We start from the raw sequence: 17,596 nt of genomic DNA on the forward strand, positions 1-17,596 counted from the left end.
ATAGTAGAGGCTTTCGGTTTAACCGTTATCTTCTTTAAAGAGACTATTTTTAGTAAATAGGGTGGTACCGCGGGTAAACTCGTCCCTAAGTTATATAATATTGGGGCGGGTTTTTTTATATTTAAAAAAGACTTAAAGGGGAGATGAAACTATGAAAAAAACTGGGTTAAATGAGATTAGAAAAGAATTTCTAGATTTTTTTAAAGAAAAAGAACATTTAGTAGTTCCAAGCTTTTCTCTATTACCTAAAAACGACAAAAGCTTATTGTTAATAAATGCAGGAATGGCCCCATTAAAACCGTATTTTACAGGAGCCCAAGAACCTCCGAACAGGAGAATGGCAACATGTCAAAAATGCGTTAGAACGGGCGATATAGAAAATGTAGGAAAAACTGCAAGGCATGCTACGTTTTTTGAAATGTTAGGCAATTTTTCTTTTGGAGATTACTTTAAGAGAGAAGCTATCGAGTGGGCATGGGAATTCATGACTGAAAGAATGGGAATATCTGAGAAAGAACTTTGGGTTTCGGTATATGAAGAAGATGATGAAGCATACGACATATGGAACAAGCATATTGGAATTAGCCATGATAAGATTGTTAGATTAGGAAAAGAAGATAATTTTTGGGAGCTTGAGGTAGGACCTTGTGGGCCCTGCTCTGAAATCTATGTAGATAGAGGCGAAAAATATGGCTGTGGAAGTGAAAGCTGTAAGCCAGGCTGTGATTGTGATAGATATGTTGAAGTTTGGAATCTAGTATTTTCTCAATTCGATAAAGATGAAAAGGGTAACTATAATCCTGTGCCACATCCTAATATAGATACTGGAATGGGCCTCGAAAGAATTGCTGCAGTAATGCAAAATGCAGATAGTATATTTGATACTGATGTAATAGGAAGACTATTGAAAAAAGTTGAAGAAAAAAGTGGCATTACTTATGGTGAAAATGAAAAGAAAGATATGTCTATAAGAGTAGTAACTGACCACATTAGAGCAGTAACTTTTTTAGTTGCAGATGGAGTGCTGCCAAGCAATGAAGGCAGAGGATATGTATTAAGAAGACTAATTAGAAGAGCATCTAGACATGGAAAGCTTTTAGGTATAGAGAATGATTTCTTAAATACTTTAGCCCTTACAGTTTCTGAACTATGGGGAGAAGCATACCCTGAAATTATTGAAAGGTTATCTCAGATTCAAAAGGTAATAAAAGTTGAAGAAGATAAATTTCAAGAAACAATAGATCAAGGGATTACAATATTAAACGAATATATTCAAAAAATCATTGAAGAAAAAGGAAATATACTAAGTGGTGAAATAGCATTTAAGCTATATGACACTTACGGTTTTCCCCTTGATTTGACTAAAGAAATATTAGAAGAAAATAACCTAAGAGTAGATGAAATAGCGTTTAATAATGAAATGGAAAAGCAAAGAGAGAGAGCTAGAAAAGCAAGAGAAGAAGGAGACAATCAAGCGTGGAGTAAAGACAGCACATTAGAAATAGATAGTACATTAAAAACTGAGTTTGTTGGATATACTAATATTGATTTTAAAGGGAATATTATTGGAGTTTTAAAAGATGGAATACAAGTAGAACAACTAGATTTAAATGAGAAAGGCATAGTGCTTTTAGATAAAACTCCATTCTATCCTGAAGGCGGAGGACAGGTTGGAGATACGGGCTTCTTGAGGGGGAAAAATTTTGTTTTAAGAATAAATGATACACAAAAAAATAGTCATGAACAAATTTTACACTTTGCAGAAGTAATTGAAGGTACTGTAGTTGCTGGAGCAGAAGTTTGCGCAGAGGTTGATAAAAACTTAAGATTATCTACAGCTAGAAACCATTCAGTAACTCATTTGCTTCATAAAGCCCTAAGGGAAGTACTAGGAGAGCATGTAAACCAAGCAGGTTCACTAGTGATGTCAGATAGATTAAGATTTGACTTTACTCATTTTGAAGCTGTGAAGAAAGAAGAATTAGATAGAATTGAAGAAATAGTAAATGACAAGATATTTGAAGGTTTAGAAATAGAAGCAATAGAGACAACACTAGAGGATGCTAGAAAACAGGGTGCAGCTGCATTATTTGATGAAAAATATGGAGATGTAGTCAGATTAATTAAAATAGGTGATTATAGCAAGGAGTTATGTGGTGGTACTCATGTTTCAAATTCTAGTCAGATAGGTATGTTCAAGATAATCAGTGAATCAGGAATTGCTTCAGGAGTTAGAAGGATAGAAGCTATTACTGGTAAAAAAGCCTATGAATACCTTGTTGATATGGATACACAAATATCTAAAATGGCAGATATTCTTAAAACAAATAAAAGAGACATAGTAATTAGAGTACAGCAAGTAACAGAAGAGACAAGGCATTTAGAAAAAGAAGTTGAAAAAATGAAGTCTGATTTGGCTATATCAAAATTAGATGATATAATTAAGGAAAGTGTGGATATAAATGGAGTAAGTGTAGTCTATAAAAGAATAGATGGAATGGATATGAATAGTCTTAGACAATTAGGAGACAGGATAAGAGATTCAATGAATTCAGTTGTAGTTGTCTTCGCCTCTGTTGCAGATGAAAAAGTTTCATTCGTATCTATGGCTACTAAAGATTTAGTTAATAAAGGCATACACGCGGGTAATATTATAAAAGAAGTAGCTAAAATAGCAGGTGGTGGAGGCGGTGGAAGACCTGATATGGCTCAAGCTGGAGGTAAGGACCCATCAAAAGTAGACGAAGCCTTAAGTATAGTAAAGGATATTATCATATCACAGATTAAGTAAATTACTGAACATATTCTACCTAGTAGATTTATACGATCTACTAGGTAGAATAATAATAAATAGGTGTATACAAATGAAAATATATGATATAAATATATTAAGGGGGTGTTTTCATGAACAACATTAATCAAACAATGAAATTCAGTGTTACAAAGGATAACAAAAGTCAGGCTGAAGAAATATTGTTTTCCGTTTATGAAGCATTAGAAGAGAAAGGCTATAATCCAATAAATCAAATAATAGGCTACATATTATCTGGAGATCCAACCTACATAACTAGTCATAATAATGCTAGAACACTAATAAGAAAACTGGAGAGAGATGAACTTTTAGAAGAATTACTAATGAAATATTTAGATAAATAAATTAGGAGAGTTCTAATTGAGAAGCAATTTACAAAAGATAAGCATTATTTTAGCAATATTAGTATGTTTGCCATTATCATCATTGTTAGTATATGCTGAAGAAATGGATGAACAGAATAAAGTCTATTTAGTTATAGCGAATAGACTATCTTTTTATGATATTGAAAGCATGCATAATCTTAAATCTATAATAGATAATGGAAGCATTGGTTTAATGAATACAAGAGGAGTTACGGGCTATAGGGGTGCGGAAGGATATATAACTGTAAACACTTCAGCAAAGGCCTATTCAACTTATGATACTGCAAACTCTTTTAATTTGGACAAAGATACCCTACCTATTTACGAAAGAAGAGTAGGAAAAATTCAAGGTAAATATAATATTGCAAATATTGAACTGAATAGACTTAAAAGCTTAAATATCAATAACGCTTATAATCCTATAATAGGTGCTTTAGGAGATAACTTACATAATAGTGGTCAAAAAACAGCAGTATTTGGGAATTCAGATACTGCTGATAGTTTTGTTAGAACCAATTGTCTTATTCCTATAGATAGCAAAGGTTTAATTGATTTTGGAAATGTTGATAATATTCTAATAAATGATAGTAGCTATCCCTTTGGTTTAAGGACAGACTTTAATAAAATTTTAGCAGAAATAAAGGATGTTCAATCAGAAGCAGCATTATTTGTAATTGAAACTGGTGATTTAAATAGGCTCAATATGTACAATAATGAGCTTTCTGATAATATGTTTTTAGAGCTTAGAGGGCAAATATTAAAAAATATCGACGGATTTATAGGTGAACTATTTCAAGAAATAAAAAATAAAAATTCTATGCTAATTATCATTAGTCCAAATTCACCTGAGGAAAGATTAGATACGAGTTTACTTTCTCCGTTGATAATATGGGGCGGTAAAGAATACAAAGGCATTTTGACATCAGACACAACAAGAAGACAAGGAATAGTCACCAATTTAGATGTGGCTCCAACTATTACAAATTTTTTAAAAGCAGAAAAAAATAATTTTATAGGTCATGTAATCAAAGCAATAAATGAGAAGGATAATTTTAGCTTTATAAATGAACTTAATAACAGAACTAATATTACCTCAAAGCTTAGGTCTCCATATTTGAAATTATATAGTATATTAATCATACTCATTATTATATTAGGGACAATTACCGTATATACAAAAGGGATTCATAGCAATAGAATGAAAATGATTATAAAATTTTCTCTATTATTAATTATGTCTTTACCATTAGTTTTTTTATTATCTGCTTTTATTTACATAAAAGATTATTTTATTTATTTTATATTTACATTTATACTATTAATGATTATAATGGCAATTATATGTTTTATTAATTCTAAACATCGGCTTCTAGTGTTATTTTCCATTATTTATTCTAGCTTAGTTATAGATTTATTATTAGGAGGAAAGCTCTTAAAATATTCCATATTAAGCTATGACCCAATTATTGGAGCTAGATATTTTGGAATTGGAAATGAATATGCAGGCGTTATACTAGGAGTTATGGTTTTAATGACGGCAATTTATATGGAAAAATCAAAAGGTTGTAAAATATTTTTATCCATATTACCAATTACAATCTTTATAGTATCTAATCCTAAGATGGGTGCAAATTTAGGAGGTACTATTTCTATACTTGCTACAGCCGTAATTTACATAGTATATTTATATAAAATAAGAATAGATTTGAAAAAGATAATTATTGTTGGTACTATATTTATATTATTTTTTATAATTTTAGGTTTAATCGATATATATGCAAATGACAACCCTACACATTTAGGTGGTACTCTTTTATTGATAATTGAAAAGGGGCCAAAATCATTGCTAGATATAATAACTAGAAAAGCTCAAATGAATATAAAGCTAATGAAAAGTTCAATTTGGTCTAAGGTTTTGCTAATCACTATATTATCTGAATCTTGTATATTAATTAGATATAAAAAGAAAATCCAAAGCATTGTTAGAGAAAATAAATATTTTTCAGCAGGTCTATTTAGTGCTATTTTAGGAAGCACTATAGGACTATTATTAAATGATTCAGGAGTTTTATTGGGAGCTATTTCAAATACATATATAATTGGGACCTTAATGTATTTATTACTAGACAATATGATGGCTGCTTAAGGATGTGGGAACATGGAAAGTAGAATATTAGGTAATACGGGGATAAAGATATCAGAGCTGTGTTTTGGGTCCTTAACAATTGGCCCATTACAAGCAAATCTTGATATTTATCATGGGGGACAGATAATCAGTCACGCTTTTAATAATGGAATTAACTTTATAGACACAGCAGAAATATATGAAAATTATTTACATATTAGAGAAGCACTGAAAACAGTAAATAGAAAAGATATAGTTATAGCAACAAAATCTTATTCTTATTCAAAGGAAACTGCTGAAAAAAGTTTAATGAAAGCATTAAGGGAACTAAATACTGACTATATAGATATTTTTCTTCTACATGAGCAAGAAAGCAAACACACTATTAGAGGACACTATGAAGCTATAGAATATTTTTTAAAAGCAAAGGAAAAGGGAATTATCAGAGCTATTGGTATATCTACTCATAGAATAGAAGGAGTTGTAGCTGCAACTCAATATAGTGAAATAGAAGTAATTCATCCTATAATAAATAAACTTGGCATAGGTATTCAGGACGGAAGCGTAGATGATATGCTAATTGCTTTAAAAGCCGCTTATAATAGTGGAAAAGGCATATATGGAATGAAGCCCTTAGGTGGAGGACATTTAATTAAAGATGTAGAAGATTCAATTAGATTTGTAAAGGGTATACCATATTTACATTCATTTGCTATGGGGATGCAAAGCAAAGACGAAGTGGATGCCAACATAAGCTTAGTTAATAATGGTTATATCCCAAAGGATATTAAACTAAAGATTGATAAAAAAGAACGAAGGCTTCATATTTCTGATTGGTGTATAGGATGCGGCTCTTGTGTGGAAACATGTAAAAATGGAGGAATTAAACTTATAGATAATAAAGCAGTCCCGATTATGGAAAGCTGTGTACTTTGTGGCTATTGTGCGCCAAAATGCCCAGAGTTCTGTATAAAAGTAATATAATTTGGAGGAATATATGATTAGAATAATGGGCTTAGATGTTGGAGATAAAACCATTGGAGTAGCAATAAGTGATCCTCTAGGATTTACTGCCCAGGGGGTTACTACAATAAGACGAAAGGGTATTAAGAGTGATTTATCTCAGCTTAGAACAATAATTGAACAATATGATATAAAAGAGGTAGTGGTGGGGCTTCCCAAGAATATGAACAATACAATAGGACCGCAGGGTGAAAAGGTACTAAATTTTGTTGATAAATTTAAAAAAGAATTTGATCTAGAAGTAATACTTCAAGATGAAAGACTTACAACAGTATCTGCAGAGAGAATGTTAATAGATGCAGATGTAAGTAGAAAAAAAAGAAAAGATGTAATAGATAAGGTAGCTGCAACATATATTTTAGGCTCTTATTTAGAAAAAAAGAATAGAGGAGAGTGACAAAATGTCTAAGGATGATAATATTATTTCATTAATTGATGAAAATGGTAAAGAACAGGATTTTGAATTAATGGCAACATTTGAGGTTGAAGATTTTGAGTATGCAGTATTGTTTCCTTTGTCAGAAGAAGATGAAGAAGAAGGTGCCTATATACTTAGAATTGAATATGAAGAAGATGGTCAGCTTGTTTTAATTAATATTGAAGATGAAGAAGAATTTGAGAATGTAGTGGCTGCATATGAAGCAATTGTAGATGAAATATTGTAGCAAATATTATTAAATATGAATAGAAAATGTATAGTATAATTTTTAACTATTACATATTTGTTGACTTTTTTTTGTTAAAATAATAGACTATACTATAGAAAGCTATAGAGCAGGTGGGGTAATGGATAATTTCTTCGATGATTTAAAGATTAAATTAAAAGAAAACGGATATAAGCTTACAACGCAAAGAAGAGTAATTTTAGATGTTATTTTAGAGAATCAAGGTAAACATTTGAGTCCTGAAGAGATTTATGATAGTGTAAGAGATAAATATCCGGAAATAGGTCTTGCCACTATTTATAGAACATTGCAGTTATTTGAGCAACTAAATATTATATACAAACTTAATTTTAACGATGGGTGCGGTAGATATGAACTAAGTTCAACTTCTAATGATCATAGACATCATCATCTTGTTTGCTTAAATTGCAATAAAGTCATAGAGGTAGAATTGGACTTGCTTGATAATCTTGAATCTGAAATCGAAAAACAAAAGAATTTTAAAATAATGGATCACAATGTAAAGTTTTTTGGTTATTGTAAAGATTGTAGATAGTGAATCCCGCTTAGGGATTTATTTTTTTGTGTTGTATTTATTTATGTAAAAAAAGCTAATATAGGATTTTGTTGTATAGAAATTTTATCTGTTTTTATGGATAAAATATAGAGTAGATATAAAACGAATATTTTAAAATGTAAATATATATAAATATGTTTTATGTGCGTGAAATCATTATTTATATAGGAATTTAAGGAGAGTGTTATAGTGAAATCGTCAAAATTAAAAATAATACCATTAGGTGGGCTGTACGAAATAGGAAAAAATATTACAGCTATAGAATACGGAAATGAAATCATTGTGATAGACTGTGGTTTGATTTTCCCAGAAGATGAAATGTTAGGGATAGATGTTGTTATTCCAGACATTACTTATTTATTAAAAAACAGAGAAAAGGTAAAGGGTATTATATTAACTCATGGGCATGAAGATCATATTGGTGCATTACCTTATGTATTGAAAAAAATAAACGTACCTGTGTATGGAACTAGGCTTACACTAGGATTAGTTGAAAACAAGTTTAAAGAACATAATATTAATAATGCAAATCTAAATGTAGTTAAACCATCTCAAAGTATTAATCTTGGAGTGTTTAATATTGAGTTTATAAGAACTAGTCATAGTATTCCTGACTCAGTAGCTTTAGCCATTCATACACCTGCTGGAACTGTAGTTCATACTGGTGATTTTAAAATTGATTATACACCTATTAATGGAGAGGTTATGGACTTTCATAAGCTTGCTGAGCTAGGGCAAAAAGGAGTTCTAGTACTACTTGCTGATAGCACTAATGTTGAAAGACCAGGATATACAATGTCTGAAAGTACTGTCGGTGATACCTTTAATGACATCTTTTTAACAGCAAAACAAAGAATTATTGTAGCTACTTTTGCTTCAAACATTCATAGAGTCCAGCAGATAGTTAATTCTGCCATACTTTTTGATAGAAAGGTCGCTGTTTCAGGGAGAAGCATGGTTAATGTAGTTAAGGTTGCTTCAGAACTAGGATATTTAAATATACCAGAAGGGACATTAATTGATATAAATGATATGCATAAATACCCTGATAATAAAATAGTAGTTATTACTACTGGTAGCCAAGGTGAACCTATGTCTGCACTAGCAAGAATGGCTTCATCAGATCATAGAAAAATGGAGTTAATACCAGGGGATCTAGTTATTATTTCTGCAACTCCTATTCCTGGCAATGAAAAAACAGTAGCAAAAGTAATTAATCAATTGTTCAAAAAAGGTGTTGACGTTATATATGAAGCATTAGCCGATGTCCATGTTTCAGGTCATGCTTGTCAAGAAGAATTAAAACTAATGCATAGCTTAGTTAAACCTAAATATTTCATTCCTGTACATGGCGAATATAGGCATTTAAAACAACATGCTAAGTTAGCTAGTGAGCTAGGAATGCCAAAAGAAAATATTTTCATTACAGAAAATGGTTCGATAATTGAATTTACTAAGAATAGTGGAGCTATTGTAGGTAGTGTCCCTGCAGGAAACATATTAGTTGATGGACTAGGAATTGGAGATGTAGGTAATATAGTGCTTAGAGATAGAAAGCATCTTTCAGAGGACGGATTAATAGTCATAGTAGTTACAATAAGCAAGCAGGATGGAAGTGTAATATCAGGACCAGATATAGTTTCAAGAGGATTTGTATATGTTAGAGAATCTGAAGATTTGATGGAAGAAGCTAGAAAGTTAGTAAGAGAAGTGCTAATGGAATGTGAGAAGAATAAAATAACAGACTGGGCTACATTAAAATCTAGTATAAGAGATGCATTGAGGAATTTCTTATATGAAAAAATAAAAAGAAATCCAATGATTCTTCCAATTATCATGGAGGTATAATAGTCGTAGTGCTTACTACGACTTCTCTTTGATTAGTTTGTTATGAAATTCAGGAGGGGAAAATGAACACTAAATATTTGTCAAAAGCAGGAATGATAGCGGCATTATATGTTATTCTAGTAGTACTAGAAATACCATTAGGACAATTAGCATTTGGACCTATTCAAGTGAGGATAGCAGAAGCTTTAGTTCTACTTCCTTTAGTAGAAGCAGCGGCTATACCAGGTGTTTTTGTTGGGTGCTTAATTGCCAATTTAATACTTACATTTGCATCAGGATTCGGTCTTATTGATATAATAGGGGGAAGCTTAATTACTTTAGTTTCAGCATATTTAACTAGTAAAATGCCAAATAAATTTTTAGCTATACTTCCGCCAGTAATTCTTAATGGTCTAATAGTTGCAATATGGGTGTCTTCCTTTTTCCCTGAACTGAATTATTGGACAGTTGTTGCAGGAATAGGAATAGGAGAATTAATAGCTGTTGGTATATTTGGAAACATAGTGCTTTATGCATATGATAGAATCAAAAGACATGGCTATAAATAACATATTCAATAACGATAGAAGAATTATTGTTTACTCTGGTTTAAAGCTAAAGCAATGTAAATAACCATAATCATATTATGTAAACATACTAATGTATTTTGCTTAATTGTAGATTTTTGTTTATATTTCTTGTATTTAGAACATTAATTATTGTATAATTTAAGAAACAATTAAGTAAAGGGGGAGTATTATGACCCAAGCTTTTGAAAAAAACAAGAAAAAAAGAAAAAAGCCAGTTGGACTATATGTATTTATAATATTATTAATGATAATTGCTGGTGCATCTATAGGCTTTAAAAAATATGTGGACAACCAATTAACACCGATTGCTATAGATAACATTGAAGAAACTCAAATATCAATTCCGAAGGGTACATCTACAAGTAATATCGCAAAAATTTTAAAAGATAATAACCTGATTAAAAACGAACTAGTATTTAGGATTTTTGCAAAGTATGAAAAGATGGATGGAAATTTTAAAGCAGGGAATTATCTGTTAAACAATGGGATGACACCGGAGGAAATAATGAGAAAATTAGTAGCAGGAGGAATAGGAAAGGAATCCGTTACTTTTACTATACCAGAGGGGTTTGAATTAGAGCAAATTGCAGAAAGATTAAATGAAATGAAAATAGTCAATAAAGATATTTTTCTTGAGTTAACTTCAAAAGCTTCAAACTTTGAAGATGAGTTTGAATTTTTGAAGGATGTACCAGAGGGATTGTCTCTTGAAGGGTATTTGTATCCTGATACTTATGAAGTATATACAGACGCAAGTGAAAAAGATGTTATAAGGAAAATGCTTAGTAGATTTAATAATCTATATTCTGATGAAATTAAAAGCAAGGCTCAGGAATTAAATTTAGATTTAAATCAAGTTGTTACATTGGCATCTATTATTGAAAGAGAAGGCAAAGCCGATAGTGAAAGAGAAATAATATCAGGCGTTTTTCATAATAGATTAAAATCAGGCATGATGCTGCAGTCTTGTGCAACAGTACAATATATATTAGGAGAAAGAAAGCCAGTATTAACAAATCAAGACACTTCAATTGATTCTCCGTATAATACCTATATGAATTTAGGATTACCTCCAGGACCGATTGCTTCTCCTGGAATAAGGTCTATTGAAGCTGCCGTTAATCCTGCTGAAGTGGAATATAAGTATTTTGTCTTCAACGAAGATGAAGCTGGTACTCATACCTTTAGCGTAACTTATGAAGAACACTTAAGAGCAATAAATAGGATACGAAAAAGGAACTAGATCAATCCATAAGAGAATATATTCATAATGAGGTTATACATGTAAATATGAATAGTATTTTAATTATTATTCTTGGATAGAATACTTTAAAAAGAAGGTAATACGTGGAGATTTTACCCACGTATTATTTATGAGTTTTTATAGCAAGGAGAGAGTTCGTTGAGCAATATAAATGAAAAAGGTGTAGAAGAATATATAAGAAATATAATTCCATTAAAAGAAAGTTTTCTAATGGATATAGAAAAGTATGCAGAAAATAATCATGTTCCTATAATTCATCCAGAAGTGGCTCAACTTATAAGAGTTTTGATTAAAATCTCTAAGCCAAAAAGGATACTAGAGATAGGAACTGCTATAGGATATTCTGCCTTAGTAATGGCAAATGCTATGGATAAGGATGGGAAGATAATAACCATTGAAAAAAGAGATGATATGATTCAGATTGCAAAAAAGAACATACATGATAATGGATATTCAAGCATGATAGAGATAATTAAGGGAGAAGCAGAGGAAGTACTTCCAAATATTAATGATGAATTTGATTTAATATTCATAGATGCTGCTAAAGGTCATTATATGGAATTTTTTCCACATTGTATAAGAAACTTAGTCAAAGGTGGAATAATTGTCTCTGATAATGTATTATATAAGGGCATGGTTGCTTGCGATGAGTTTGTTGTAAGGAGAAAGAAAACTATAGTAAAGAGAATGAGAGGATATTTAGATTATATTAGTAATCATAAGGATTTAGAAACTAGTGTTATACCTATAGGAGATGGTGTTGCCATAACCTACAAGAAAGGAGGCAAAGAATAATGAGAAAACTAGAATTATTAGCACCAGCTGGAGACTTGGAAAAGCTGAAAATGGCTATTATTTATGGTGCTGATGCTGTGTACCTTGGTGGAGAAGCCTTTGGTTTAAGAGCTTCTGCAAAAAACTTTTCGATTGAACAACTTAAGGAAGGACTTGCATTTGCCCATGCAAGAGGTAAAAAAGTATATGTGACCTTAAATATAATCCCACATAATGAAGATTTAGAGGGACTACCTGAGTATGTAAAAACATTGGAGGAAATAGGAGTAGATGCAGTTATTATCTCTGATCCTGGAGTAATATCAGTTGTAAAAGAAGTAACCCCCAATATGGAAATACATCTAAGTACTCAAGCCAATACTACTAATTATTTATCTGCAAACTTTTGGCATAAGCAAGGAGTAAAAAGGATAGTTTTAGCTAGGGAATTATCCATCGATGAGATTAAGGAAATTATAGAAAAATCCTCAGAGGAGTTAGAAATAGAAGCTTTTATACATGGTGCCATGTGTATCTCTTATTCAGGAAGATGTCTGTTAAGTAATTATATGGCTAATAGAGATGCTAATAGAGGTGAGTGTGCTCAATCCTGTAGATGGAAATATCATTTAGTAGAAGAAAAAAGACCAAATGAATACTATCCAATCTATGAAGATGAAAAAGGCACTTACATTTTCAATTCAAAGGACTTATGCATGATAGAGCATATGCCTGAACTAATAGATGCTGGTGTAAAGAGCTTTAAAATTGAGGGGAGAATGAAAAGCCCATATTATGTTGCAACTATAGTTAGATCCTATAGAATGGCAATAGATGCATATTTAGCAGATAAAGCAAATTACAGCTATGATGAAAAATGGTTAGAAGAAATAAAAAAGGCTAGTCATAGAGATCATACTACAGGATTTTATTTTAGCAAGCCTTCAGGAGATGAGCAGCTTTATACTAGTAGTTCATACATTAGAGATTATGATTTTGTAGGTTTAGTACTAGATTATGACAAAGATACTGGAGTAGCAACCGTTGAACAAAGAAACAGAATCTTTGTAGGGGATGAAGTTGAAGTATTTGGCCCTAACAAAGATTATTTTAATCAGATAGTTGAAAAAATGTGGAACAGTGAAGATAGCGAAATTGATGTTGCTCCCCATGCTCAACAGATTATTAAAATAAAAATGGATAAGCCTGTTGAAGCCTGGGATATTATAAGAAAACCTAGAAAGGAATGATAGCTGTGAACAGACCGATTCTAATTGGAATTACAGGGGGTACTGGTTCGGGGAAAAGCACTGTTGCAATGGAAATTTTCGGGTCATTACCAGAAAAAAATATTGTCATCATTGAGCAAGATTCGTACTATAAAGACCAAAGCAATTTGTCTTTTGAAGAAAGAGTTAAAACCAATTATGATCATCCTTTTGCCTTTGATAATGACCTTCTCATAGAGCATCTGAAAATGTTAATGGATGGAAAACCTATTGATAAACCTATATATAACTTTGAAGAACATACAAGAAAGAAGGAAGCAGTAAAAGTATATCCTAAAGATATTATAATTTTAGAAGGCATTCTAATTTTAGATGATAAAAGAATTAGAGAGTTGTTGGATATTAAAATATTTGTTGATACTGACTCAGACGTAAGAATTATAAGAAGAATAACTAGGGATATTAAAGAAAGAGGAAGAACCTTAGATTCGGTCATAGAACAGTATATGACTACTGTAAGACCAGCTCATATGCAGTTTGTAGAGCCAAGTAAAAGATATGCAGATATTATCATTCCAGAAGGTGGATACAACAAGGTAGCTATTGATTTAATGGTTACTAAAGTAAAATCTATTATTTCAAAATAGACATTATACCTCCATAGCAAGTTGGGAATAATTATTCCATAGACTTATATGGAGGTTTTATTATGGATAAAATGAAAAAAAAGCAAATATATATGAGAACTAAAAAGATTGTCACATTGTTTGTTATTCTATTTTCTTTGCTCATATCAAGACTATTTTGGATACAAATAGTAAAGGGGGCTAGCTATAGGAATGTGGCAGATAAGCAGCATGCAAGAGAAATAAGAGTAGCACCAGCAAGAGGTAATATTTTTGATAGAAATAATGTTCAACTTACTAACAGCTTAACTCAAAAAACTCTTTTCATATTTAAGGATGTAATTCTAAATGATAGCCAATCATTAGAGCTTTTAAAGGATAAATTATACCTTTCGGACGAAGAAATAGAGATAATAAGTAGGTCAAATAATAAAATCATAGAGATTCCTTTAAAAGAGCCTATATCTGATGATGTATATATTAAGGGAGTTATTATTGAAGACAAGATATTAAGATACGATAATAAAAACATACTCTCACATGTAATAGGATATTTAAAAAAAAGTGAAAATACTGGCGAATATGGTATAGAGAAAGAATATAATGATATTTTAAAAATGAATGAAAAATATGGAATCAAATCCGTTACAGTAGATGGTAAACAGAGAATAATTCCAGGTTTAAATGACACTCTAGTTATTAGTGAAAAAAAAACTAATACAAATAGTGTAAAATTAACTGTAGACATAAACATGCAAAATATAGTTGAAAAAGCTATGGATGAAAAAAATGTAAAAGGGGCCATTATAATTGTAGAAGTGGCAACAGGAGATATATTAGCCATAGCAAGTAGGCCTAATATAAATCAAAATGATGTAGAGACGAACTTTGGAAGTAGTGAGATGGATTTTTACAATAAAGCATTAGAGGTGTCTTATCCTCCAGGTTCAATTTTTAAAACTGTAGTTCTAATATCAGCTCTGGAAAAGGGTTTAATTGGTTTAGATGATGTTTTTTTTTGTAAGGGGTATGAAGATTTGAGTAATTTTCAGATTAAATGTAATAATAGTGATGGTCATGGAGAAATAACTGCATATGATGCCTTTTGTCAATCATGCAACTCTGCTTTTATTCAGATTGGTAAACTAATTGGTTCTAAAGAGATAATTCAAACTGCTAAGAGATTAGGATTTGGAAGTAAGGTTCAAAACATATTAATTGAAGCTGAAGGCAACCTTCCTGCCCATAATGAGTTGTTAGGACCTGCTATAGGAAATATATCAATTGGTCAATCAAGTATAGAAGTCACTCCAATACAGGTTTCTAATATGATGATGATTATTGCTAATGATGGACTTAGAAAGAGTATAAGTATAGTAGACAGTATAGTAACTGAGGAAGGAAGATTAGTTAAAAAGGTAAATAGAATAGAGGAAGAACGAGTATTTTCAAAAGCTTTGTGTAAAGATATAAAGAAATGTTTAGAAGGAGTTGTAAACAGCGGAACTGCAAAAAATATGAATGTATCAGGCATAGGGGGAGCAGCAGGTAAAACAGGCTCTGCAGAAAATATAAAAGAGAAAACTCATGCATGGTTTTCAGGATATTTTCCAACAGATAATCCCAAATATGTAATAACGGTGTTTATAGAAGAGGGAGGTTCAGGCAGCAAAATAGCTGTGCCAATATTTGAAAAAATAGTTAAAAGTATTTCTAATATATAAGTGTACTTGCACACAAATTAAAACATCTTCATATAATTAAATATAATGCACATTATTATGGAGGTGTTTGCTTCAATGCTGACGGCAGTATTAGCAATCCTTGGATGTTTTGTCAAGCCGATTTTGCCATTAGTGGGTTATGTTTCAAATAGTAGCTCATTTCCAAAGCCCTTATCCCAAGAAGAAGAAGAAAATTATTTAATACTGTATGAACAAGGAGATGAGGATGCTAAAAATATTCTAGTTGAGAGAAACTTAAGATTAGTTGCTCATATAGTAAAAAAATATCATAATACAGGAAGAGAAATAGATGATTTAATATCCATTGGTACAATAGGACTTATAAAAGCAATAACTACTTTTGATAGAAGCAAAGGCACTAGGCTAGCTACTTATGCTGCCAGATGTATAGATAATGAAATATTAATGACTATCCGTGCATGTAAAAAAATAAAATCTGAAATTTCCCTACAGGATCCAATAGGTGTAGACAAAGAAGGCAATGAACTAACATTAATTGACATCTTAGGAAGCGAATCAGATGAAATACTAGAGGAAGTAGATTTAAAAATGCAGGTTAAAAGATTATATTGCAAGATGAATAAGGTGCTTAAGGATAGAGAAAAGATCATAATAGAACTAAGATATGGACTAATAAACGGAGGATGCAAAACTCAAAGAGAGATAGCTAAGATGCTAGGTATATCTAGGTCATATGTGTCTAGGATTGAGAAGAGGGCCATAAAGAAATTGAATAAAGCGTTGATGTAAACAGGTGATACTCACCTGTTTTTTTATATAATATGTTATAAATCAGAATATGAAATAATATGAACAATATCGGTGCCTATAATAGTTTTTAATAATAAAATTTAAAAAAACAGAAAAAGAAGGAAAAGATAGGACTATATAGAAGTAAATTAAGTACTTCATAAGTTAAAAAATTTCTTTTTAAAAATATATTCGCTTTTACACAGAACATTTACTAATATAATGCATTAAGCTTAGTGTCACAAAACTTACTGTTTTGGATGAATTATCGGCAATGTGTCGCAAAGCATAACGATTTGATAGGATTACCGACATGTATATGTCGGAAATATAATAGTTATAGGACACGACAATATCGGGGTCGTTCTTTGCGAGAATTTTTTGGGGTGAAGATATGGATAGAAAAAATTATTTGTTGAAGAAGGCAACACTAGAAGATTATGACTTTATATATGGAGTAAAAAAGAGAACATTAAGAAGTCATATTGAAAAAATATGGGGTTGGGATGAAGAATATCAGAAAAAAGATTTTTCGGAGAACTTTATACCCAGCAGGAATAACATTATTTTAGTTAATGATATTAATATTGGAGTACTTGAAGTAGCTGAGGAAGATAAAATAATTCATATTACTGAACTAGAGATTTTACCTGAATTCCAAGGTAAGGGAATTGGTAGTGAGGTAATAAAAGATATTTTAAAGGACGGGAAAGAAAAAGGGAAGAAAGTTAAAATTGGGTGCTTTAAGATCAATGAAGGGGCAAAATCGTTGTACTTAAGATTAGGGTTTAAAATATTAGACGAAACGGAAACGCATTTTATATTTGAGAGTTAGATATTTTTAACTTTACAGATTGTTATGTTATTGTTTTAAGGTCTGTTTCAGAAAGTGAGCATTTATTTTATTCTGCAGCTAGGGGGGTGTCGCATCCTATAACAAAATATTTGCGCAAGGGTGCACGGGGTACAAGCCTAGGGCGATGTGCACCACATCCCTTCACTGGGAGCAAATCTCCACTATGGGGTCTATTTCTCGGGCCCAGCTTAGGGACGTCGCAAATACGGGAACGTTAAGCGACATGATGATAACGGGGCTGTTCTTTGGTGAGCTTGTTTGAAAAAATGCGTTAAGAAGATAGATAATATATTTGAGAAGATATTTATATTATGTTTGTGGGAAACAATGGAATAATTGCAATTTGAGGATACATTTAAAGGAGTGTA

General features: G+C 31.3%; 16 protein-coding genes and 1 other annotated feature (1 of these 17 running past the window's edge). All 16 genes read left to right on the forward strand.

Annotated elements, in window-relative coordinates; translation table 11 throughout:
* Positions 1–90: a binding site (T-box leader), on the forward strand; it begins 116 nt to the left of the window's first position.
* A gap of 61 nt (positions 91–151) precedes the next feature.
* Complete coding sequence (gene alaS, locus BLV37_RS00520) at positions 152–2,791, forward strand: alanine--tRNA ligase (RefSeq protein ID WP_091725748.1); 2,640 nt, start codon at positions 152–154, stop codon at positions 2,789–2,791.
* A gap of 113 nt (positions 2,792–2,904) precedes the next feature.
* Positions 2,905–3,156 (forward strand): IreB family regulatory phosphoprotein, encoded by a 252-nt coding sequence (locus BLV37_RS00525; protein ID WP_091725750.1) that lies wholly within the window; start codon positions 2,905–2,907, stop codon positions 3,154–3,156.
* A 16-nt stretch (positions 3,157–3,172) separates the two neighbouring features.
* A complete protein-coding gene (locus tag BLV37_RS00530; protein ID WP_091725753.1) occupies positions 3,173–5,323 on the forward strand; it encodes a hypothetical protein in 2,151 nt (716 codons plus the stop codon).
* 12 nt (positions 5,324–5,335) lie between these two features.
* On the forward strand, positions 5,336–6,286 hold the full coding sequence (locus tag BLV37_RS00535) for an aldo/keto reductase (RefSeq protein WP_091725755.1): 951 nt from the start codon (positions 5,336–5,338) through the stop codon (positions 6,284–6,286).
* Positions 6,287–6,302: 16 nt separating this feature from the next.
* Positions 6,303–6,722 carry a Holliday junction resolvase RuvX gene (gene ruvX / locus BLV37_RS00540; protein ID WP_208975166.1) on the forward strand — a complete coding sequence of 140 codons (420 nt, stop codon included), beginning with the start codon at positions 6,303–6,305 and terminating at the stop codon, positions 6,720–6,722.
* A gap of 4 nt (positions 6,723–6,726) precedes the next feature.
* Positions 6,727–6,990: a DUF1292 domain-containing protein gene (locus tag BLV37_RS00545; protein ID WP_091725761.1), complete on the forward strand. Its 264-nt coding sequence runs from the start codon at positions 6,727–6,729 to the stop codon at positions 6,988–6,990.
* Between the two features lie 121 nt (positions 6,991–7,111).
* On the forward strand, positions 7,112–7,546 hold the full coding sequence (locus BLV37_RS00550) for a Fur family transcriptional regulator (protein WP_091725765.1): 435 nt from the start codon (positions 7,112–7,114) through the stop codon (positions 7,544–7,546).
* A gap of 207 nt (positions 7,547–7,753) precedes the next feature.
* Positions 7,754–9,415, forward strand: coding sequence for a ribonuclease J (locus BLV37_RS00555; protein ID WP_091725767.1), 1,662 nt, complete (start codon positions 7,754–7,756; stop codon positions 9,413–9,415).
* 62 nt (positions 9,416–9,477) lie between these two features.
* Positions 9,478–9,963: a QueT transporter family protein gene (locus tag BLV37_RS00560; RefSeq protein ID WP_091725770.1), complete on the forward strand. Its 486-nt coding sequence runs from the start codon at positions 9,478–9,480 to the stop codon at positions 9,961–9,963.
* Positions 9,964–10,153: 190 nt separating this feature from the next.
* Entirely contained in the window at positions 10,154–11,227 is a 1,074-nt protein-coding gene (gene mltG / locus BLV37_RS00565) for an endolytic transglycosylase MltG (RefSeq protein WP_091725773.1), read from the forward strand.
* Positions 11,228–11,386: 159 nt separating this feature from the next.
* The gene (locus BLV37_RS00570; RefSeq protein ID WP_091725775.1) at positions 11,387–12,043 is read left to right on the forward strand and encodes an O-methyltransferase; all 657 of its coding nucleotides are present in this window, start codon (positions 11,387–11,389) and stop codon (positions 12,041–12,043) included.
* Positions 12,043–13,272 carry a peptidase U32 family protein gene (locus BLV37_RS00575; RefSeq protein WP_091725778.1) on the forward strand — a complete coding sequence of 410 codons (1,230 nt, stop codon included), beginning with the start codon at positions 12,043–12,045 and terminating at the stop codon, positions 13,270–13,272. Before BLV37_RS00570 ends, BLV37_RS00575 begins: the two co-directional genes overlap by 1 nt.
* Before the next feature lie 5 nt (positions 13,273–13,277).
* A complete protein-coding gene (gene udk, locus BLV37_RS00580) occupies positions 13,278–13,898 on the forward strand; it encodes a uridine kinase (protein ID WP_176967814.1) in 621 nt (206 codons plus the stop codon).
* Positions 13,899–13,960: 62 nt separating this feature from the next.
* Positions 13,961–15,601: a peptidoglycan D,D-transpeptidase FtsI family protein gene (locus tag BLV37_RS00585; protein WP_091725783.1), complete on the forward strand. Its 1,641-nt coding sequence runs from the start codon at positions 13,961–13,963 to the stop codon at positions 15,599–15,601.
* 75 nt (positions 15,602–15,676) lie between these two features.
* Positions 15,677–16,372, forward strand: a complete 696-nt coding sequence (sigK, locus tag BLV37_RS00590; RefSeq protein WP_091725785.1) for an RNA polymerase sporulation sigma factor SigK — start codon at positions 15,677–15,679, stop codon at positions 16,370–16,372.
* A gap of 394 nt (positions 16,373–16,766) precedes the next feature.
* The gene (locus tag BLV37_RS00595) at positions 16,767–17,207 is read left to right on the forward strand and encodes a GNAT family N-acetyltransferase (protein ID WP_091725788.1); all 441 of its coding nucleotides are present in this window, start codon (positions 16,767–16,769) and stop codon (positions 17,205–17,207) included.
* The last annotated feature ends 389 nt before the right edge of the window (positions 17,208–17,596 follow it).

The sequence above is a fragment of the Proteiniborus ethanoligenes genome, from assembly GCF_900107485.1.
Taxonomy (GTDB): domain Bacteria; phylum Bacillota; class Clostridia; order Tissierellales; family Proteiniboraceae; genus Proteiniborus; species Proteiniborus ethanoligenes.